The sequence below is a fragment of the Flavobacterium laiguense genome, from assembly GCF_003097655.1.
GTDB lineage: Bacteria > Bacteroidota > Bacteroidia > Flavobacteriales > Flavobacteriaceae > Flavobacterium > Flavobacterium laiguense.
Genome location: NZ_QCZH01000002.1, coordinates 70,231 through 88,238, shown reverse-complemented (window position 1 = coordinate 88,238; position 18,008 = coordinate 70,231). Strand labels below are relative to the sequence as shown.

At 35.8% G+C, this 18,008-nt stretch carries 14 protein-coding genes; 2 read left to right on the top strand and 12 right to left on the bottom strand.

The genetic code is table 11. The annotated features are described in order from the left end of the window. Window positions 1-3: 3 nt before the first annotated feature. Together DB891_RS03145 and DB891_RS03140 are read left to right on the top strand one after the other, a co-directional pair. Window positions 4-879, top strand: coding sequence for a carbon-nitrogen hydrolase (locus DB891_RS03145; protein WP_116760514.1), 876 nt, complete (start codon window positions 4-6; stop codon window positions 877-879). 28 nt (window positions 880-907) lie between these two features. Continuing rightward, entirely contained in the window at window positions 908-2,914 is a 2,007-nt protein-coding gene (locus DB891_RS03140; protein WP_189337087.1) for an amidohydrolase family protein, read from the top strand. 135 nt (window positions 2,915-3,049) lie between these two features. On the opposite strand, the gene DB891_RS03135 is transcribed toward DB891_RS03140, so the two are convergent. The 12 genes from DB891_RS03135 to DB891_RS03080 all read right to left on the bottom strand — a co-directional run bounded on the left by DB891_RS03135 (window position 3,050) and on the right by DB891_RS03080 (window position 17,810). Beyond that, window positions 3,050-4,144, bottom strand: a complete 1,095-nt coding sequence (locus DB891_RS03135) for an outer membrane beta-barrel protein (protein WP_116760510.1) — start codon at window positions 4,142-4,144, stop codon at window positions 3,050-3,052. A gap of 821 nt (window positions 4,145-4,965) precedes the next feature. Continuing rightward, a complete protein-coding gene (locus DB891_RS03130) occupies window positions 4,966-5,826 on the bottom strand; it encodes a TorF family putative porin (RefSeq protein WP_116760508.1) in 861 nt (286 codons plus the stop codon). A 156-nt stretch (window positions 5,827-5,982) separates the two neighbouring features. Continuing rightward, on the bottom strand, window positions 5,983-7,335 hold the full coding sequence (locus DB891_RS03125; RefSeq protein WP_116760506.1) for an NAD-dependent succinate-semialdehyde dehydrogenase: 1,353 nt from the start codon (window positions 7,333-7,335) through the stop codon (window positions 5,983-5,985). A 128-nt stretch (window positions 7,336-7,463) separates the two neighbouring features. Then, window positions 7,464-8,114, bottom strand: coding sequence for a GNAT family N-acetyltransferase (locus DB891_RS03120; RefSeq protein ID WP_116760504.1), 651 nt, complete (start codon window positions 8,112-8,114; stop codon window positions 7,464-7,466). A gap of 69 nt (window positions 8,115-8,183) precedes the next feature. Continuing rightward, the gene (locus DB891_RS03115; RefSeq protein ID WP_116760501.1) at window positions 8,184-9,605 is read right to left on the bottom strand and encodes an NAD-dependent succinate-semialdehyde dehydrogenase; all 1,422 of its coding nucleotides are present in this window, start codon (window positions 9,603-9,605) and stop codon (window positions 8,184-8,186) included. A 282-nt stretch (window positions 9,606-9,887) separates the two neighbouring features. Further along, window positions 9,888-11,192 carry an aspartate aminotransferase family protein gene (locus DB891_RS03110; RefSeq protein ID WP_116760499.1) on the bottom strand — a complete coding sequence of 435 codons (1,305 nt, stop codon included), beginning with the start codon at window positions 11,190-11,192 and terminating at the stop codon, window positions 9,888-9,890. Next, window positions 11,185-11,670 carry an Lrp/AsnC family transcriptional regulator gene (locus tag DB891_RS03105; RefSeq protein ID WP_116760497.1) on the bottom strand — a complete coding sequence of 162 codons (486 nt, stop codon included), beginning with the start codon at window positions 11,668-11,670 and terminating at the stop codon, window positions 11,185-11,187. The genes DB891_RS03110 and DB891_RS03105 overlap by 8 nt, the downstream gene beginning before the upstream one ends. A gap of 98 nt (window positions 11,671-11,768) precedes the next feature. Then, on the bottom strand, window positions 11,769-13,346 hold the full coding sequence (locus tag DB891_RS03100) for an amidohydrolase (protein WP_116760495.1): 1,578 nt from the start codon (window positions 13,344-13,346) through the stop codon (window positions 11,769-11,771). 138 nt (window positions 13,347-13,484) lie between these two features. Next, window positions 13,485-14,831 (bottom strand): aspartate aminotransferase family protein, encoded by a 1,347-nt coding sequence (locus tag DB891_RS03095; protein ID WP_116760493.1) that lies wholly within the window; start codon window positions 14,829-14,831, stop codon window positions 13,485-13,487. A gap of 93 nt (window positions 14,832-14,924) precedes the next feature. Then, the gene (locus DB891_RS03090) at window positions 14,925-15,587 is read right to left on the bottom strand and encodes a GNAT family N-acetyltransferase (RefSeq protein ID WP_116760491.1); all 663 of its coding nucleotides are present in this window, start codon (window positions 15,585-15,587) and stop codon (window positions 14,925-14,927) included. A 25-nt stretch (window positions 15,588-15,612) separates the two neighbouring features. After that, entirely contained in the window at window positions 15,613-16,272 is a 660-nt protein-coding gene (locus DB891_RS03085; protein ID WP_116760489.1) for a GNAT family N-acetyltransferase, read from the bottom strand. Between the two features lie 11 nt (window positions 16,273-16,283). Next, window positions 16,284-17,810 carry a Na+/H+ antiporter NhaC family protein gene (locus DB891_RS03080; RefSeq protein ID WP_116760487.1) on the bottom strand — a complete coding sequence of 509 codons (1,527 nt, stop codon included), beginning with the start codon at window positions 17,808-17,810 and terminating at the stop codon, window positions 16,284-16,286. Between the last annotated feature and the right edge of the window lie 198 nt (window positions 17,811-18,008).

The following is an 18,008-nucleotide window of genomic DNA, read 5'->3' as shown; positions in this document are numbered from 1 at the left end:
AACATGTCAAAAGTAAACATTGGGATTGCACAAATATCCTGCTCAAAAGTAGTAGAAGAAAACATAAAAAAGGTAGATGCTAAAATCTATGAATTGGCAAAAAATGGCGCGCAAATCATTTGTTTGCAAGAATTATACAAATCCCTATATTTTTGCGACGTTGAAGATTATGCCAATTTTGATTATGCCGAAACTATTCCGGGGGAAACGACTGAAAAATACTCCGTAATCGCCAAAGAATTAAATGTGGTTTTGGTATTGTCTTTGTTTGAAAAAGCAGCACCAGGCCTTTATTACAATACAACCGTTGTGATCGATGCCGATGGAAGCTACTTAGGAAAATACAGAAAAAACCATATTCCAGATGACCCAGGATATTATGAAAAATTTTATTTTGCTCCTGGAGACACCGGATATAAAGTATTTAAAACTAAATTCGCCACCATTGGGGTTCTTATCTGCTGGGATCAATGGTATCCAGAAGCGGCAAGAATTACAGCATTAATGGGAGCCGAAATATTATTTTATCCAACTGCTATTGGTTGGCATCTTGCATTAGACGAAGAAACCAATAAAGAACAATTTAATGCTTGGCAAACTATCCAGAAATCACACTCTGTTGCCAATGGGGTAAATGTGGTAAGCGTGAATCGTACGGGTGTTGAAGGAAATTCTAAATTCTGGGGAGGGTCGTTCATCACCAATCAATACGGAACTGTTTTGTTTCAAGCGCCACATGAAGGAGAAGTTGCTCATGTACAAACGCTAGATTTAGCAAAATCAGATCATTATAGAAAATTGTGGCCTTTTTTAAGAGACAGACGAATTGATACTTATGAGCCAATTAAGAGACGATTTATTGGCAATAATCAAGAGTAAATTTATCATTATAACAAAACCTAATATCATGAATTTAAAAAATGTAATTTACTTCATTTTACTTTTAACTGTAATTTCCATTGTCTTTTCTTGCGGCGCAGAAAAAGAAGTAGCTGATACCGTTTTTGTAAATGCGAAAGTATATACCAAAGGCGGGCATTTTGATCAGGCCATTGCGATCAAAGAAGACAAAATCATTTTTACTGGAACTGATGCTGATGCCAAAGCGTGTATCGGAAAAGAAACAAAAGTTAAAGATTTAAGCGGAAGACTGGTATTACCCGGCTTTCACGATGTACACATGCACCCATTGGAAGCTTTTACTGATGCAATTGGCAATTTTTTCTTTACCGAAGGAATTACCAATCCAGATCAATATCTGACAGAATTAAAAGCAAATGTACCTCCTGTAAATTCAAATGGATGGAGAATGGGATTTGGTCATAGTATTGAAATTTTAATGAAATCTAATATAGAACCTAGATTAATATTAGATAAAATTTCGCCTAATGAACCTATGTATGTCTGGGAATATACATCACATTCTGGATGGACAAATACTGCTGGATTAAAATTGTTAGGATTTAACTCAAAATCACCTGATCCTGTAGGCGGACATATCATGAAAAATACCAAGGGAGAGCCTAATGGTATTTTATTAGACAATGCCGGAGATATTGCTTTGCAAACTGCCATTGCAATTAATCCAACTATTGAAAAAATGAATTATGACGGATTGGTAAATACTGGACTTCCATTGATTGCTAAAAACGGAATTACCTCTTTTTGTGAAGCAAGAACCTATTGGAAACAAAACTTCGATAAAACATGGAAGGACATTAAGAAAAATAATTTATTGACTGCAAGAGTAGTGCTTACTCCATGGGTATATCCAGGAGATTCTGATGAAAGTACAATTGAGAATTTAACACGTATGTATGACAAAGGAGATGATCTGTTGCGTACTACTGAATTTAAAATGTATAGTGACGGACTTATTTTTAACACGACGGCAGCCTTGAAAGAACCTTATGTAAAAGATATGGGGTTTCCTTTTGGACATAAAGGTTTGAATTATATTAGTGAAAAAAGAATGACTCATTTTATCGCTGAATTGGAAAAAATAGGGTATGATGCACATATACATGCTATTGGAGATAGAGGAGTTTATGAAACCCTAAATGCAATTGAAGGAGCAAGAAAACTAAATGGTGATATTGATGCAAGACATAGAGTTACGCATCTTGAAACAGTGGATCCAAAAGACATTCCACGTTTCAAAAAGTTAAATGCAATTGCTGACATGCAAGTAGTAGGTGATTTTTGTCAACCAAGTCACTGGCATGATAATGATGAATTCATTGGAATTGAAAGATCGAATGTACAAATTCCCTTAAAAAGTTTATTCGATTCTGGAGCAAAAGTAACTTTAAGTAGTGATTATGATGTGAGTGAGTTGAACCCTCTTGTTGGTTTACAAGGTGCGGTTACAAGAAAACCTCAAGCCTTACCAAGTGTTGAAGAAGCTGTAAAAAGTTATACGATCAACGCCGCTTATGTCATGAGACAAGAAGACAAAACAGGCTCATTAGAAGTTGGAAAATATGCCGATCTTATCATTTTAGACAGGGATATTTTTACCATTCCAGTAAATACCATTAGCAAGGCAAAAGTAGAATTGACCCTACTTGGCGGAAAAGAAGTCTATGTTTCTCCAACATTTAATAAAGTGATTGATACCAAAATCACTCCAACAGCTTCTAGTATTGTTTATCCTACTGAAGACATTGACGATGAATTTCATATCAAATTCAACAGCAAAAACCCAGATACAGTTACAATTACTATCAAAGATGCCAATGGAAAATTGGTAAGTTCAACACAATTCAACCATCCTGGAAAAATAATGAATAAAAACATCGATGTTTCAAAATTGAAAGAAGGAAAATATAAAGTAACAATTACAGCTACCGATAACTATTCAAAAATGGAATCCATAACGATCAAAAGGGCTACGGGTTTACATGAGTTTTAAAGATAATAAAAGCCCAAAATTCAAAGCTATAAAAAAGCTATAATGAATTTTGGGCTTTAATTTTCAAACAAAAAAAAGCTGCCAAAACCCTATAAAAGTGTCTTGACAGCAAAAAAAAAATATTCGGCATTAAACTTAGAATGTATAAGTGGCGGCAACTAGAGCGTATGTGTTTACTCCATTAAATGCGCCATCATTGTCTTCAAAAATATCTTCTGAAGCAGAGTCTATCCTAAATTCTGGTATAATTGTTAAGTTACCTACTTTATAGTTTAAAGATAATGTATTCCCAATTACAGAAGATCCAGCTAACATTCCAACTGAAGCAGCTGCATCTTTTGTATCCATATATTCCAATCTATACGCTAATAAAAGAGATGGACTGAAGGCATAAGTTGGATACAACACTAATGAAAACCAATCACCGTCTAAATCACTATCTACATTATTACTAGTATTGGCATATGTTGCGTTAAAGCCAAGAGTAAATTTATCTCCCAATTTTTTGGTTGCCACAAAATCAAACTGTGATTTATCCTCGTCTGAAGGCGCAATAACATCACCATTGCCATCTCTTATCGGACTTCCATTAGAAGCACCTGTTGACACATTGAAATAAGCACTTCCTGTTTCTCCCACATAAGCAACTTGTCCTATAAAAGTTTTTGCATCAGTACTGGTTTCCATAGCCGATTTAAAATCAGTAGGATTCGTAACCCCAGCCATAAAACTAAATTTACCAGAAGTATATTGTGCTTTCACACCTGTATTAAAGAATGGTCCATAAGTAAAAGCATAAGACATACTGTAGTTTTTATTATCCACTGCATCTAGCAACTCATAACCAATGTGAGTCCCAAAGGCACCTGCAGTAACTTTAAAGCTATCTGAGATGTCATAGGTAAATGTCAATTGTTTAATCATAAATGAATATTGGTTATCATTATATGTAAATTCTTTGGCTCTTCCACCAAATCCTAAATCAACAAAAACAGCAGCTTTTTTCCATTTATGAGAGGCCTCAAGGGAAACCATTCCTAATTCAAATGAGTTATCCGTATTGGTAAAACTGGTATAACCATTTGGCACTCCCGAAAAATCATATTTATAATACGCATCCGCCGACCCTCCAAATGTGGTTGCAGGAGGCCCTGCTGATACTTCTGATTCTTGTGCAAATGTTATACTTGTTGTTAGTAATAATACTAAAATAGCTATCCCTTTTTTCATGTTTAATTGGTTTTTAAAATTGGTTTTGGTTATTTATTTTGAGTGAAATTATTAACTTTTGATTAACTGAAAGCCTTTTTTTAAAATTTCTGAAAAGAATTATCGATATCCAAAAATCATCAAAAAATAATATGTATTTCCCGTTTTTTAACACTTATTTTAAAAATTCAATAATCACTATTTTTTAAAAATACCCAATAAAACCCAACACATGCATTAAAATTAAACAACAAAAACAAACAAAATTACAAGTATATTTTAAATTTAAAATACATACCCCATAAAAATATAGGGTAGTTTTAAATTACAACAGTTTTATACATTTTGATTGTTTTTAAAAAAATTATCGAATTATACCTCAGACATAAAGCAGCCCATACCAAAATCCTAAAAACACATCCTCAAAAATTACACTTCATTTTTTTCCAGCATTAACTTCAAAAGAGAAAATCAAAAAATCAAAAAACAGGTTCTACCATGAATTGTGTGGGTAAGAAAAAAATAAAGAAAAATTTTTACCATTAAGAGATTAAGAAAAATTAAGTTTTCTAGGACTTAATGAACCTTAATAACTTAATGGTGCAAAGAAAAATTAAATTTTTAATTTTTAAAACCCACACGATTGAGTGTAGAACCAAAAAACACAATTAACTCCTTTGCTTTTTATTGGAACAAAAAAAATCCTTAAACTCATCATTGAAATGAGTTTAAGGATTCTAAAAAAAAATACAACTATTTAGTAAAGACTACTTCATTAAGCTTATCAAAAGCATAATTTCAAAACGATTGTTTGAAATTTTATAAAAAGCTTTGCATACAATTTATTTAATTGTAAAAGTAACTCCACAAGAAAAGAAATTACGAACAGTTTTAGTCAAATCTCCATTTCCATCAAACTCTTGAACTCCATAATCGTTGTTTGTGTATCTTACAAATACTGGAATACTGTAATTTTTTGCAACTTTAATTTCTTTCGAAACATTTACACCAACATTATTAAAGGTAAACCCAGATTCGCCATTAGCATCAGCACCATAATAACCACCATTGATAACTGCAGCACCGACAAATGGTCTCACATCTACTCCAACACTTTCAAAACTGTGCGTATATCCTACTTCAGCATAACTAGAAAAGGCTCTTGTTGTAGGATTTTCATTCTCATCATAATTAAAATCATTTCCACCGATTATAGTATTCCATTGAAAATCTAACGGTACTCCTTTTTCAGAGAAATCAAATAAAACTGAAAAATCTAAAGTTTGAGCCGAACCTTCAGAATAATCAAAATAAGAATCTCTTGAATTAGCAGGATCCTCTTCATTAGCTTTTTTAGTTGCTGGCCAATAATAGTCACTTAACATGACACTTACAACTGGTGAAATTTGATACGCAATATTCCAATCGAATTCATTATAGGCATCAGCAGCATTAGAAAAGTTGGTTGTTGCCCATACTCCTACACTTAATTTATCGGTAAAAGCATAATTCATATACGGCTGAAAAGCTACTTTGTCACCATTATATTTTATACCTCTCCACAAATACGGATAAACAACGTCAACTGCTGCGGTAAATTTTGGTTCTACTTCTTCAATTGTTGTTGTGTCTTTGACAGTATCTTGTGCAAATGTTAAACTACTCGTTAGCATTAATGCTAAAACTACTATTGCTTTCTTCATGTTAATTTGGTTTTGGTTTTTTGGTGTTAATTAAATTTGGTATTGAATTTAAGACGCATAAGCCAAGTAAAGACAACTAGACTTAAATGAACTTATAGTACTTATATGTTTTGAATTTTATTCTTAGCTGCTACTATTAGAATTGAGCCGAAACAACTACTCAATAATCACTGATTTCATGTTCATAAATTCTTTGATACCTATTTCGGATAATTCTCTTCCATAGCCTGATTTTTTGGTGCCTCCAAAAGGAATTCTAGAATCTGATCGCACCAAGGAATTGACAAAAACATTTCCTGCTTCGATTCTTCTGGCCAATGTGTAAGCCCGTTCTCTGTCTTCTGTCCAAATTGCCGAAGCCAAACCATAGCGATGATTGTTGGCAATCGCAATGGCATCATTCTCGTCTTTAGCTCTTATAATAGTTGCCAATGGACCGAAAGTCTCTTCTTGAAAAGCAATATTATTGGTATCTACAAAATCAATTAACGTGGGCTGAAAATTACAATGATCGCGCTCTCCTCCTACTACCATTTTGGCACCTTGTTTTACCGAATGCTCTAATTGATAGCTTAACTTTTCGGCCAAATCAATTCGCGCCAAAGGCCCCATGTGAATTCCGTTTTGCAATGGATTCCCCTGTTGCAACGCTCCTACTTTATTGGCAAAAAGAGCAGCAAACTCATCGGCTACTTTTTCGGTAACGATAAAACGCTTGGCACAAATGCAAGCCTGACCTGCGTTGAGCATTCTCGATTGTGTGGCTACCGTAGCGGCTTTTTCTAGATCGGCATCATTCAAGACTATGAAAGCATCCGATCCACCCAACTCCATTACCGATTTTTTGATATGCTTTCCAGCCAATGCTGCAACCGAAGAACCTGCCATTTCACTACCCGTTAAGGTAATTCCGTGTACAATATCAGCTGCGATGACACTTTCTACTTGTGGAATATCAATGTTGATTTGCTGAAAAACACCTTCTGGGAAACCAGCTTCCAAAAATGCATTTTCGATGGCTTTGGCACAACCAATTACATTTGGAGCGTGTTTTAAAAGCGTCACATTTCCCGCCATGATTGCCGGTGCCGCATAACGCAACACTTGCCAAAAAGGATAATTCCAAGGCATAATGGCGAAAACAGCCCCTGACGGATCATAAACCGACATACTTTTGAAAGGCGTATCGTAATACTCATCTTTGAGCATTTTCTCGGCATTATCCGCATAGAAATCACAGTTTCCTGCTGATTTTTCTACTTCGGCAATTCCTTCGGGTAGAATTTTACCCATTTCATTCGAAATAAGCAATCCCAGTTCGTCTTTGTTGGCTCTTAGGATGTCTGCCAACTTTTTCATTTTATCGGCTCTTTCCTGAAAAGTCGTTATACGCCAATTCTTGAAAGCTGATTCCGATAATTGCAGTTTTTGAGTCAACTGAGCATTGGTTAATACCTCATGCTCTGCTAGTACTGCTTGTGTAAACGGATTTATAGATTTGAATATCATTTTTTTTTAGATTTCCTCACCCCCAGCCCCTCTCCAAAGGAGAGGGGAGCCGAAACCGAGTTACATTGTGTTATTATAATTTTGTACAAAACTGAATACTAGAAAACTGAATACTGAAGACTTCCTTCTCAATGATGCTCACTTAATTTAGTTGCTGGATCCAAAGGCCAATACATTAAAACCGAACAATTTCCGCTTCGTGGATCGTCTAAATAATCGAATAAAGGCTCAACTAAAATAAATCCGCATTTGGTTTGAGCCGTAACGGTTGGATCAATAATTTCTCCTTTTATCAGTTTATCACAATACTCTGCAATGGTCATTTGGTCTTTCACTTTGTCATAACCAATTGGCATTCCTGCGGTCATTTGTCCCAAACATCCTAATTGTTTGGCTACTTCGTGACGTGCATTGTATATTTCTCTACCAATTCCTTTTCCCTGATAATCGGGATGAACCGAAACATCCAGTCCATAAATCCAATCCGCTTTTGGATCGTGTGTCCCCAACCATAAATCATCTGAAATCTCCAAAAAAGTATGATGTCCTTTATGGTAATTTTGACGCAAAGTCGTGCACGAAGCAATTACTTTATCTCCATCCAACACTATAAATTGCCCTTCGGGAAAAATCTCCAAATGTCTTTTGTATTTTTCTTCTGTAATTAATTCTTCGGCAGATAAAGTTGGAAATACAATTTCCTGTAATTCTGCCTGTTGTTTTGCATGTTCTGGTAAAGGTGTTTGTAAAATGTATTTACCTAAAATTTCTTTTTTCATCTGATTTATGGTTTTCGATTTGCAGACCTGACGGGTTTTAAAAACCCGTCAGGTTTATCATATTGACATTTATGACATATTCCCGTAACTAATCAATTTCATTTCTAAATATTCTTTCAATCCTTCTGACCCTGATTCGTGTCCGATACCACTGCTTTTTATTCCAACGAAAGGTAATTCCGTTCCATGCGCAGCCCATTCGTTGATACCTACCATTCCGAATTCTAGGTTTTCGGCATAAACATTCGCATTTTTAATGTGATTGGTAAAAACGTAAGAAGCCAACCCATATTCCGTATCGTTAGCCCATTCGATAACCTCTTCTTGGGTATCAAAAGGAATAACAATCATCAATGGTCCAAACACTTCCGTTTTAATAAATGCTTGATTTTGTCTAGCCTCAATCAACGCGGGATGTACAAAAAATCCTTTATCCGATTTTTCACCACCTATATGAACGATTGCACCCTCGTTTTTGGCTTTTTCGAGCATAGCCAAGGAATGGTTTTGTTGGGTTTTATTGATCAGCGGTCCAACAAAATCAATGTTGCCACCATTTATGCCTGTTTTTAGTTTAGCAATATCCTCTTTTACAATGGCAACAAATTGATTAAAAATACTGGAATGGACATAAAAACGCTGTGGCGCAACACAAACTTGCCCACAATTTCTTAATTTGGCAACCAAAGCCTGATGCGCAATAGCCTCCACATCGACATCTTTATCAATAATTACAGGAGCATTTCCTCCTAATTCCAATGATAATTTAGTCGAAGTTTTAGAAGCACCATCCATTAATATTTTTCCAACACGGGTACTTCCCGTAAAACTTATTTTTTTCAGCAAAGGATTTTCAATCATTTCAGTCCCTGTAGAAACGGGTTCGGTATTAATTAAATTGAAAACTCCTTTTGGAATTCCAGCTTCATGAAAGGCTTTCGCCAAATTAAAACTGGTCAAAGGTGTAAATTCAGATCCTCTTAAAACTACACTGCAACCCGCTGCCAATGCTGCTCCTACTGCTCTTGCGGGATTATACGCTGGGAAATTCCAAGCGGTAATAATTCCAATAACACCCAAAGGTTGATAAATAACCATCGAACGTTTGTCAATTCTACTAGAAGGAATTACTCTTCCGTAACTGCGTTTTCCTTCTTCGGCATACCATTCGAAAAGATTGGCGGCAACTTGCCATTCCCCTCTTGCTTCCAGCATGGGTTTTCCAGTTTCTAAAGCCGTTTCTTTGGCGAAAGCCTCAGCATTTTCTCTAATGTAAGTAGCTGCTTTTTTTAGAAACTCCGCTCTAAAATAAGGTGTTGTATTTTTCCATCCTTTAAAAGCTGAGTCTGCTGCATCAATAGCCAATTTACAATCGGATGCATTTCCGAAAGGAACTTTATCTAAAATTTCTTCCGTCGATGGACTTTGCAAATCCCATTTTGCACCGTCAATTGCGTCGCACCATTCTCCATTTATATATTGCTTTCTCATAGCCCCCTGACCCCCAAAAGGGGGAATATTTTAAGTTAATTTATTGAGTTCTAATTCTCTCTTTTATAATACTAATATCTATAGAGACAAACTTTTAATTGCCTCCAGCTTTAGCTGGAGGGATAAAATAGAAATAGTATTGAATGGCTTTAGCCAAAAAAGCACAACTATTTTGGCTAAAGCCAATTTGACATCCATTCATTTTCCTCCAGCTAAAGCTGGAGGCAATTGAAATCGATTATACCACTTTACTTCACCAATCCTCTATTCCCCCTTCGGGGGTTAGGGGGCTAAAACCTCTTTTATCGTTTCTTCCAAAATCATTAATCCTTTGTGCAAAACTTCGTCTTCAATAAACAACGGACTTAGAATTCTAATACAGTTTCCATAAGTACCAGAAGTAATCACAATCAAACCTTTAGCCAAACATTTGTCTACAATTGCTTTTGTGGCAACACCGTCTGGAATACCAGTTTCTGAGTTTGTTATCTCAAAGGCTAACATAGCCCCTAATCCACGAACATCAGTAATGGTTTTAGGATATAAAGACTGCCAGTATTTGAATTTATCATTAACAATTTTACCGACTTTTTGACCAGCAGCGTTGATGTCATTTTTTTGCATGTAATTGATACTCGCCAATGAAGCCACACAACTCAATGGTCCACCCAAATAGGTTCCGCCAATAAGTCCTGGCTTTATGGCATCCATAATTTCTTGCTTGCCAATTACGGCACCAATAGGCATTCCGCCACCCATAGATTTTGCCCAAGTAGACAAATCTGGAGTAACATCATAATGCTCATAGGCTGCCCATTTTCCGGTACGACCAAAACCTGATTGTACCTCATCAAAAATTAGACAGATATTATTTTCGGTACAAAACTTGCGTAAATATTGAACGTATTTTTTGGATGCAACCGTAAAACCACCTTCTCCTTGAACCAATTCTAAAATAATGGCTGCCGTTTGATTGATCGAAACTGTTGACGAAAAAGTTTTATGCAACTTCATAATCATCAAATCATCAAACTCATCCGAAGTCATTCTAGAGCTCATACTAGGTTTGTAATACGGATATTCCAATCGATATACCTCCGGGGCATAAGGTCCTGCTCCTTCTTTATACTTCACGTTTGAAGTTAATGTCATTGCCATCATTGTACGCCCATGAAAAGAACCATCATAACATATAATTCCCGCTTTTCCCGTTACGGCACGAGCAATTTTGATAGCATTCTCAACAGATTCAGCACCCGAAAGTGTCAGCATTGCTTTGGTACCTTCGCCATGTGGCAATAACTCACATAATTTCTCGGTAAGATCTAAATATTGATCATAAACCGAAACATTAAAGGAAGCATGAATAAATTTTTCGGCTTGTTTTTGAATCGCTTCAATAATTTCAGGTACTCCATGCCCTACATTATTTACTCCAATTCCACCCGCAAAATCAATCAATTCTCTACCATCGGCATCAGTGATTATAGCTCCTTTGGCTGATTGAATACTAGAGGGATTAAAAATTCCTAAAGCGTTTGGAACACTTTTCTTTCTTCTTTCGTATAATTTATCTGTATTATTCATTTTGCTTGCTTGATAATTTTGCCAACTCCAAATCGGGTTGTGCGATTTTATAAATTTTCATATACATATTGGTTTTAGTATCAAAAACCCCTTCCAAAACATGTATTTTATCTCCAATTAATTCATTCAAATGTTCCATATCTCGGCACATTACGTTCGCTTCAATATCAAAATCACCTGAAACCGATGCCAAAAAGCTAACTTCCGGCAAACTGGCCAGCTGTTCGAATATGGAATTCATAAATGTTTTTGGTTTTACCGAAATCAAAATACTGGCATAGGCATTAAACCCAATTTTATTCGGATCAATCCTTCCAATAATTTTTAAAGTCCCATCTTCAACCAAGTTGATATAACGGTGTCTAATGGTACTAACAGCAACATTAATCTCTTTCGAAATTTCAGTAAATGACATTCTACCGTCTTTTTGCAATAATGTCAAAATTTGGAAATCTAATTCATCGTCTAATACACTCATCTCTAGCTTGTTTTTTGTAAAATTTTATAACAAGTCAAATGTAATTAATTTATTTACAATAAAAAACGATTATTTTGTTTTATTTTTAAAAAACAAAGTTATTTTTTGTATTTTAATTCTCCTTGAACCCACGTTTCTAGTGTTTCAACATTCGAAACATCATTTAATTCAAAAGGATTTTCATTTAAAACTATAAAATCAGCATATTTCCCAACGGTTAAACTCCCTTTTGCATTTTCCAGATTATCAGCGACTGCACTTCCTACGGTATACCCATATAAAGCTTGTTGCAAAGTGATTTTTTGGCTTTCGCCAATAACAGAGCCATCAGCGGCTTTTCGGGTAATTGCCGTTTCGATATTGATCCACGGATTAATCTCTTTCACCACCGGTCCATCGGTAGATAAAGCCAAATTGATTCCGTTGTCTAAAACTGTTTTGCACGGGTAAACCACATCCAATAATTCATCGGGTAACGTACTCTTGAAATTATTGGCCAACTCATAAATAAATATAGGTTGCATGGCAGCAGTCATATTCATTCGCTTGAAATCATTAATATTATCTTGGGATAAAAACCCAACATGCTCAATTCTGTGTCTTAATGTGGGATCGATTTTAAACAAATCACTATATACTTTCAAAGTCAAATCGACTGCTTGATGACCAATAGCATGCGTAGCTACCGAAAAACCTTTAGCAACCGCTTCTTTGGCAGTGTTATAAAATTTATCATAATCCAATCTCAAAACTCCTTTGTAGCCATCGGTATTTTTATACGGAACATTCAAAGCAGCAGTAGCCGAACTCAACCCGCCATCCGAAAAGAACTTTACCGTTTTTATCTGTAAAAATTCCGACTCATATTGTTCCGGCAAAACCTGAATTTCGTCGCTACCGTCTGGAATTCGAAGCGGGAAAACATTCATTCTCACTTTTAGCAAACCTGCTGCATCCAATTGAATATAAGCTGCAAGCAGTTCTTCATTAGCTGCAGGATCTGTTGCGCTTGTTATTCCGAGGCTTAACAAATACGAATGCGCTTCTAGAATCATGTTCTTATATTCCTCAAAAGTAAAAGGCGGAATGTTATTCATGATTAAACCCAAAGCCCTTTCGGTAAAAATACCTTGCAAACTGCCGTCTTGATTTTTGCGAATTTCGCCTCCAAAAGGCACTTCAGTAGCTTCACTCACTCCCGAAATCTCCATCGCTTTGGAATTAGCTATACCAATATGAGCACAGGTCCGAATGACAAAAACAGGTCGATCTGAAATGATTTCATCTAAATCTTCTTTGGTAGGCAAACGCTTTTCTTCGAGTACCATTTCATTGATACCACGAGCCATAATCCACTCTGATTTTGGATTTTTGGCAGCAAAATCTTTTAGCTTTTGTTTGAATTCGACTAACGATTTTATGCCTCGAACATCTAACATATACGTTCGAAGATGTCCAATTTTCCAGACGTGAATGTGTGCATCATTCAGTCCCGGAACAATTGTTTTACCCTGAAAATCAATCTCCTCTTGAAAAAAACCAAATTGATTTCGAAGCTCGATTGCTGACCCAATCGCTTCAATTTTTCCTGAATCATTAATCACCATGGAATCTGCTTTTGCAAAAGCGTCATCCATAGTAATAATAGTGGCATTATGTATTAATTGGAAATTCATTATTTTAAAAAGTTAGAAGTTGGAAGTCAGAAGTTAGAAAAATCCTCAACTCCATGAGACTGAACATTAAAAAACTGAAAACTGAGACTGATCACTAAAAAACTGTCCCGATAGCTATCGGGAACTGAACACTTTCCCTTAAACTCTCTCGTTCAATACATCTTGAATTGCAGTTTCGATTACATCCAATCCTTCGTGTAATTGTTCATCGGTGATTACAATTGGAGGCAAGAAACGAATGCAGTTCGTGTACAATCCGGCGCGAATTAGAATCACACCATTGGCCACCGATTTTTTGATAACCGCCATAGCAAAATCCATATCGGGTTCTTTGGTAATTCTGTCTTTTACGAATTCAACCACAAGCATCGCTCCGATTCCACGAACTTCGGCTATAACTTCGAATTTTTCTTTCATGGCATTAATTCTGTCGGTAATAATTTTACCTACATGCGTGGCACGATCTAGAAATTCTGGCTTAATCAATTCTTTAACCGTTGCCAAAGCTCCAGCCACTGCAATCGGGCTTCCGCTATACGTTCCTCCAATTCCACCTAAATGTGGTGCATCCATAATTTCGGCTTTTCCAGTAATGGCAGAGATTGGTAAACCAGAACCAATTGATTTTGCCATAGTAACGATATCCGGAATTACACCAGAATGCTCAATAGAAAGGAATTTTCCTGTTCTTCCTGCACCGGCTTGAACCTCATCGGCAATGAAAACGATACCGTGTTCGTCACACACTTTTCTGATTTTTTCCAAGAAACGTTTTGGCACTGGAATAAATCCACCTTCGCCTTGAACTGGCTCAATGATAATAGCCGCAACCGCTGATGGATCAACGTGTGAAATTAAATTTTGATCAAAACGTTCGATACAAAAATCGATATACTCATCCTCTGTCATGCTGTTGGGTCTTCTGTAGACATTTGGAGAATGAAAACGATAAATATCTTGGGCATAGCTTCCAAATCCTCTCTTGAATAAACCATATTTACTGGTCAAACTCAACGTAAGCATGGTACGCCCATGATAAGCCCCTTCAAAGCAAATTACTGCTGGTCTTTTCGTATAATAACGAGCAATAGCTACTGCATTCTCCACCGCTTCTGAACCTGAATTGGCCAATAATGTTTTCTTAGGATAATCTCCCGGAACAATTTTATTTAACAACTCAGCAAATTCTAGGTACAATTCAAATGTAGTTACCAAAGCCCCTGGATGAATATGCTTGTCCAATTGTGCTTTTACGGCATCAACCACCACTTGGGGTCTGTGTCCTAAATTTACCATTCCGATTCCACCTGCAAAATCAATTAATTGATTCCCGTCTACATCCCATACCAATGCTCCTTCGGCTTTTTCAACTACCACTTCGGTAGATTTTCCAAGACCTGCAGGTAAAGCCGCTGCTCTTCTTGCTAACATTTCTTTACTCTTTGGACCTGGAATTTCTGATACTTTTTTAATTTGAGTTCCCATTTTTTTATTTTAAATTTTAAATTTTAGACTTTAGATTTCTTACCCCTGAAACGTCAGGATTAGACTTTTTATATTTTATTTTTTTCAACTTCTTTAGATTTTTTCAATTTCCAAATAATAATTCTCATCGACAGGTCTATACATTAATATACTTCCAAATCCAGATTCAGGGTCATTGATATAATTGTATAAAGGGCGAATCCATCGAAATCCGGCATTTCGTTGTGGCGTAATCGTTGGATCTGTCAATTCATTTTTTATTAATGCTTCGCAGTATTCAGCAATGGTCATTTGATCTTTTACTTTTCCATAACCAATGGTCATTCCTGCAATAATTTGTCCTTTCAAACCCAATTCCTTACACACCTCATTTCGCGCTTTATACATCTCTCTAGAAAGTCCAATTCCTCTATATTCCGGCAAAACACCCATGTCTATTCCGTACATCCAATCGCCATTTGGAATTTGCACTTTGGTAATCCATAAATGATCTGTTTCTTCCAGAAAAGTACTGTCGTGTTCCGGAAAATCACATCTGAAAGTACTGGCCGAAGCAACTATACTCCCATCTTTTTCTACAACGATTTGCCCCTCCGGAAAAACCTTAATATGATTGGCAAAATGATCTCTATTCAAGATTTCGGACTCATGCAAAGTAGGATAACATCTTGATTGTACGTATTCCATCTGAATGGCATCCTCAACTTTTGCATGGCGTATCAAAAATCTATCGTTCAAAATCTTTTTATCAATCATACATTACTTCTTTATTTGATTAATTTTAAAGTTTACACTCTAGCTTATAATTATCATCTACAGGATAGTACATAAAAACACAAGCAAAACCGGCTTCGGGATCATTGATATGATTGTACAATGGTTTTATCCATCTAAACCCCGCTTTCTTTTGAGGTGTTACGGTTGGATCCGTAAACTTCTTGATTTCTAATGCGTAACAATATTCTTGAATGGTCATTTTCTCTTTCATTTTTCCATAACCTATGGTCATTCCCGCTATAAGCTGTCCTTTCAAACCCAGTTCTTTACATATTTCCTGTCTAACAGTGTACATTTCTTTAGAAAGCCCTAATCCTCGATATTCAGGCAAAATCCCCATGTCTATTCCGTACATCCATTCTCCGTCTGGAACATGTGCATTGGTAATCCATAAATTATCCGATGACTCCAAAAAAGTAGACTCCTGTGTTGGAAAATTACATCGAAACGTACTCGCAGAACCCACAATTACCCCGTCTCTTTCTAACACAATCTGCCCCTCCGGAAATACTTTGATATGATTTATAAAATGATTCCTGTTTAACAACTCTGTTGGATCCAAAGTAGGATAACATTGTTGCTGAACATATTCCATCTGAACTGCATCCTCCGGAGTTGCATTTCGGATTAAAAACTCATTAAACAAGACGTCTTTTTTAATCATAACCCATTCATTTACAATATAAAACCAGCTATAAGATATAACAACGAGGAAGCAACAAATATTGTCAATTGATACGGAAATTGCGTAATAGCATGTTGCATCATATCGACTTTACAAGATTGTGCCGTTAGTACTCTATTATCCGAGAAGAAACAAGCGGCCGCTCCCCAAACTGTCCCTGAGGCCAATGCGCCTTGGGTTAACCAAAAATTAGCTCCCAATGTATGCGCCAACAATGCTGTAGTAGGAACCAAAATAGCATAAATACCCCAGTTTGAACCTGTTGCCCAACAAATCCAGGATACCAAAGCGAAAACAATAAATGGCAAAGTAGCACTATTCAACCAGCTGATTCCTTGTAGTTTTGCGGCAACAAATTCATTAAATCCTAATGCGTTTTGAACGTCTTTTAACAAATAAGTAAAGCCTAAAACCGTTAATACGAATGTTATAGTTTCTAATCCTAAAACAAAATGTTTCGATATTTTAGTAAATTTAATTACTCTGAAAAGTAAAAAGTATAAATACGTAAACACTACCGCTGTAACAATACCGCGTAAAGCATCGATACTACCAAAGATGTATTCAGTCGAAAAAGTGAAGGTTCCCCAATAATCCATATCAAATGGGTAAGGAAAAACAGTACACCATATTAAAACTAGTATTGGAAGAATAAAATAAACTAATTTACCTGGTTTAGCATTTGGTTTTGGTGCTTTAACCATCGATTGATCGATAGGCTTAACATTGGCTTCGGCTTCTTTAATTGCCTTTGAATCCGGAATTAATTTAAAAACAATCAAAGCTCCCATGATTAATGAAATCCATGCCGAAAAATTATAAGGTATAGTTCCCAAAAAAGCCTGAATTGGATTGGTCATTGCCACACCCGCACTATCTAAAACACCACCGTCTATAGCAACAATTTGTGTTCCGTAAAATATAGTCCAAGTCGAAATAGGGAAAATAATAGTAATAGGTACGCAAACCGTAGTCAATACCAAAGCTAATTTTTCTCTAGAAACCCCAAATTTATCGGTTATAGGTCTCATCGTGTTTCCAACTGACAAGGCACTCAAATAATCATCCAAGAAAAAGAAAAAACTTAAAAAATAAGTCATTATTAAAGATTGCTTTTTGTTTTTTACATGATTTTCAGAATATCTAGCAACGGCTTTAATCCCACCAGACGCATTTAACAACTGAACAAACGCTCCATATAATATACAAACCAAAATAACCCATATTAATCCTTGATCGTGTGCATCTCTCGAAATCGAAGTAAACATCCCATCAAACATATTCAAAGGAAAAATCATTCCTTTCCCTTCTGGAAAATACACCTCAGAACCGCCATGCTGTGCCAATAAAACAAACCCGATAGCACAACCAATAATTAAAGGCTCTAAAGCTTTTCGGGTAATCATGGCAATTCCCAATACGGTAAATGCAGGGACTAAAGCATGCCAATGGACAAAATAACAAAGTGTGGCCAAGAATAATAAGGCAACTCCAATAATAGTAGATACTGATTTCATAATTTTAGTAGATTAGTTTTTGGTTTTGGTTAATCAAAATAATTTAAACTGGTCAGGATTTAAATTAACAACCCATATAGAAGAGTTATTTTTAACTTTTTATAGTTGTAAATAAATTAACATCTATGCGATTATTTTGTAAATCTAACAATATTTTTAATACACGCAAAAAAATTTATTGATTTTTTATTAATTTTT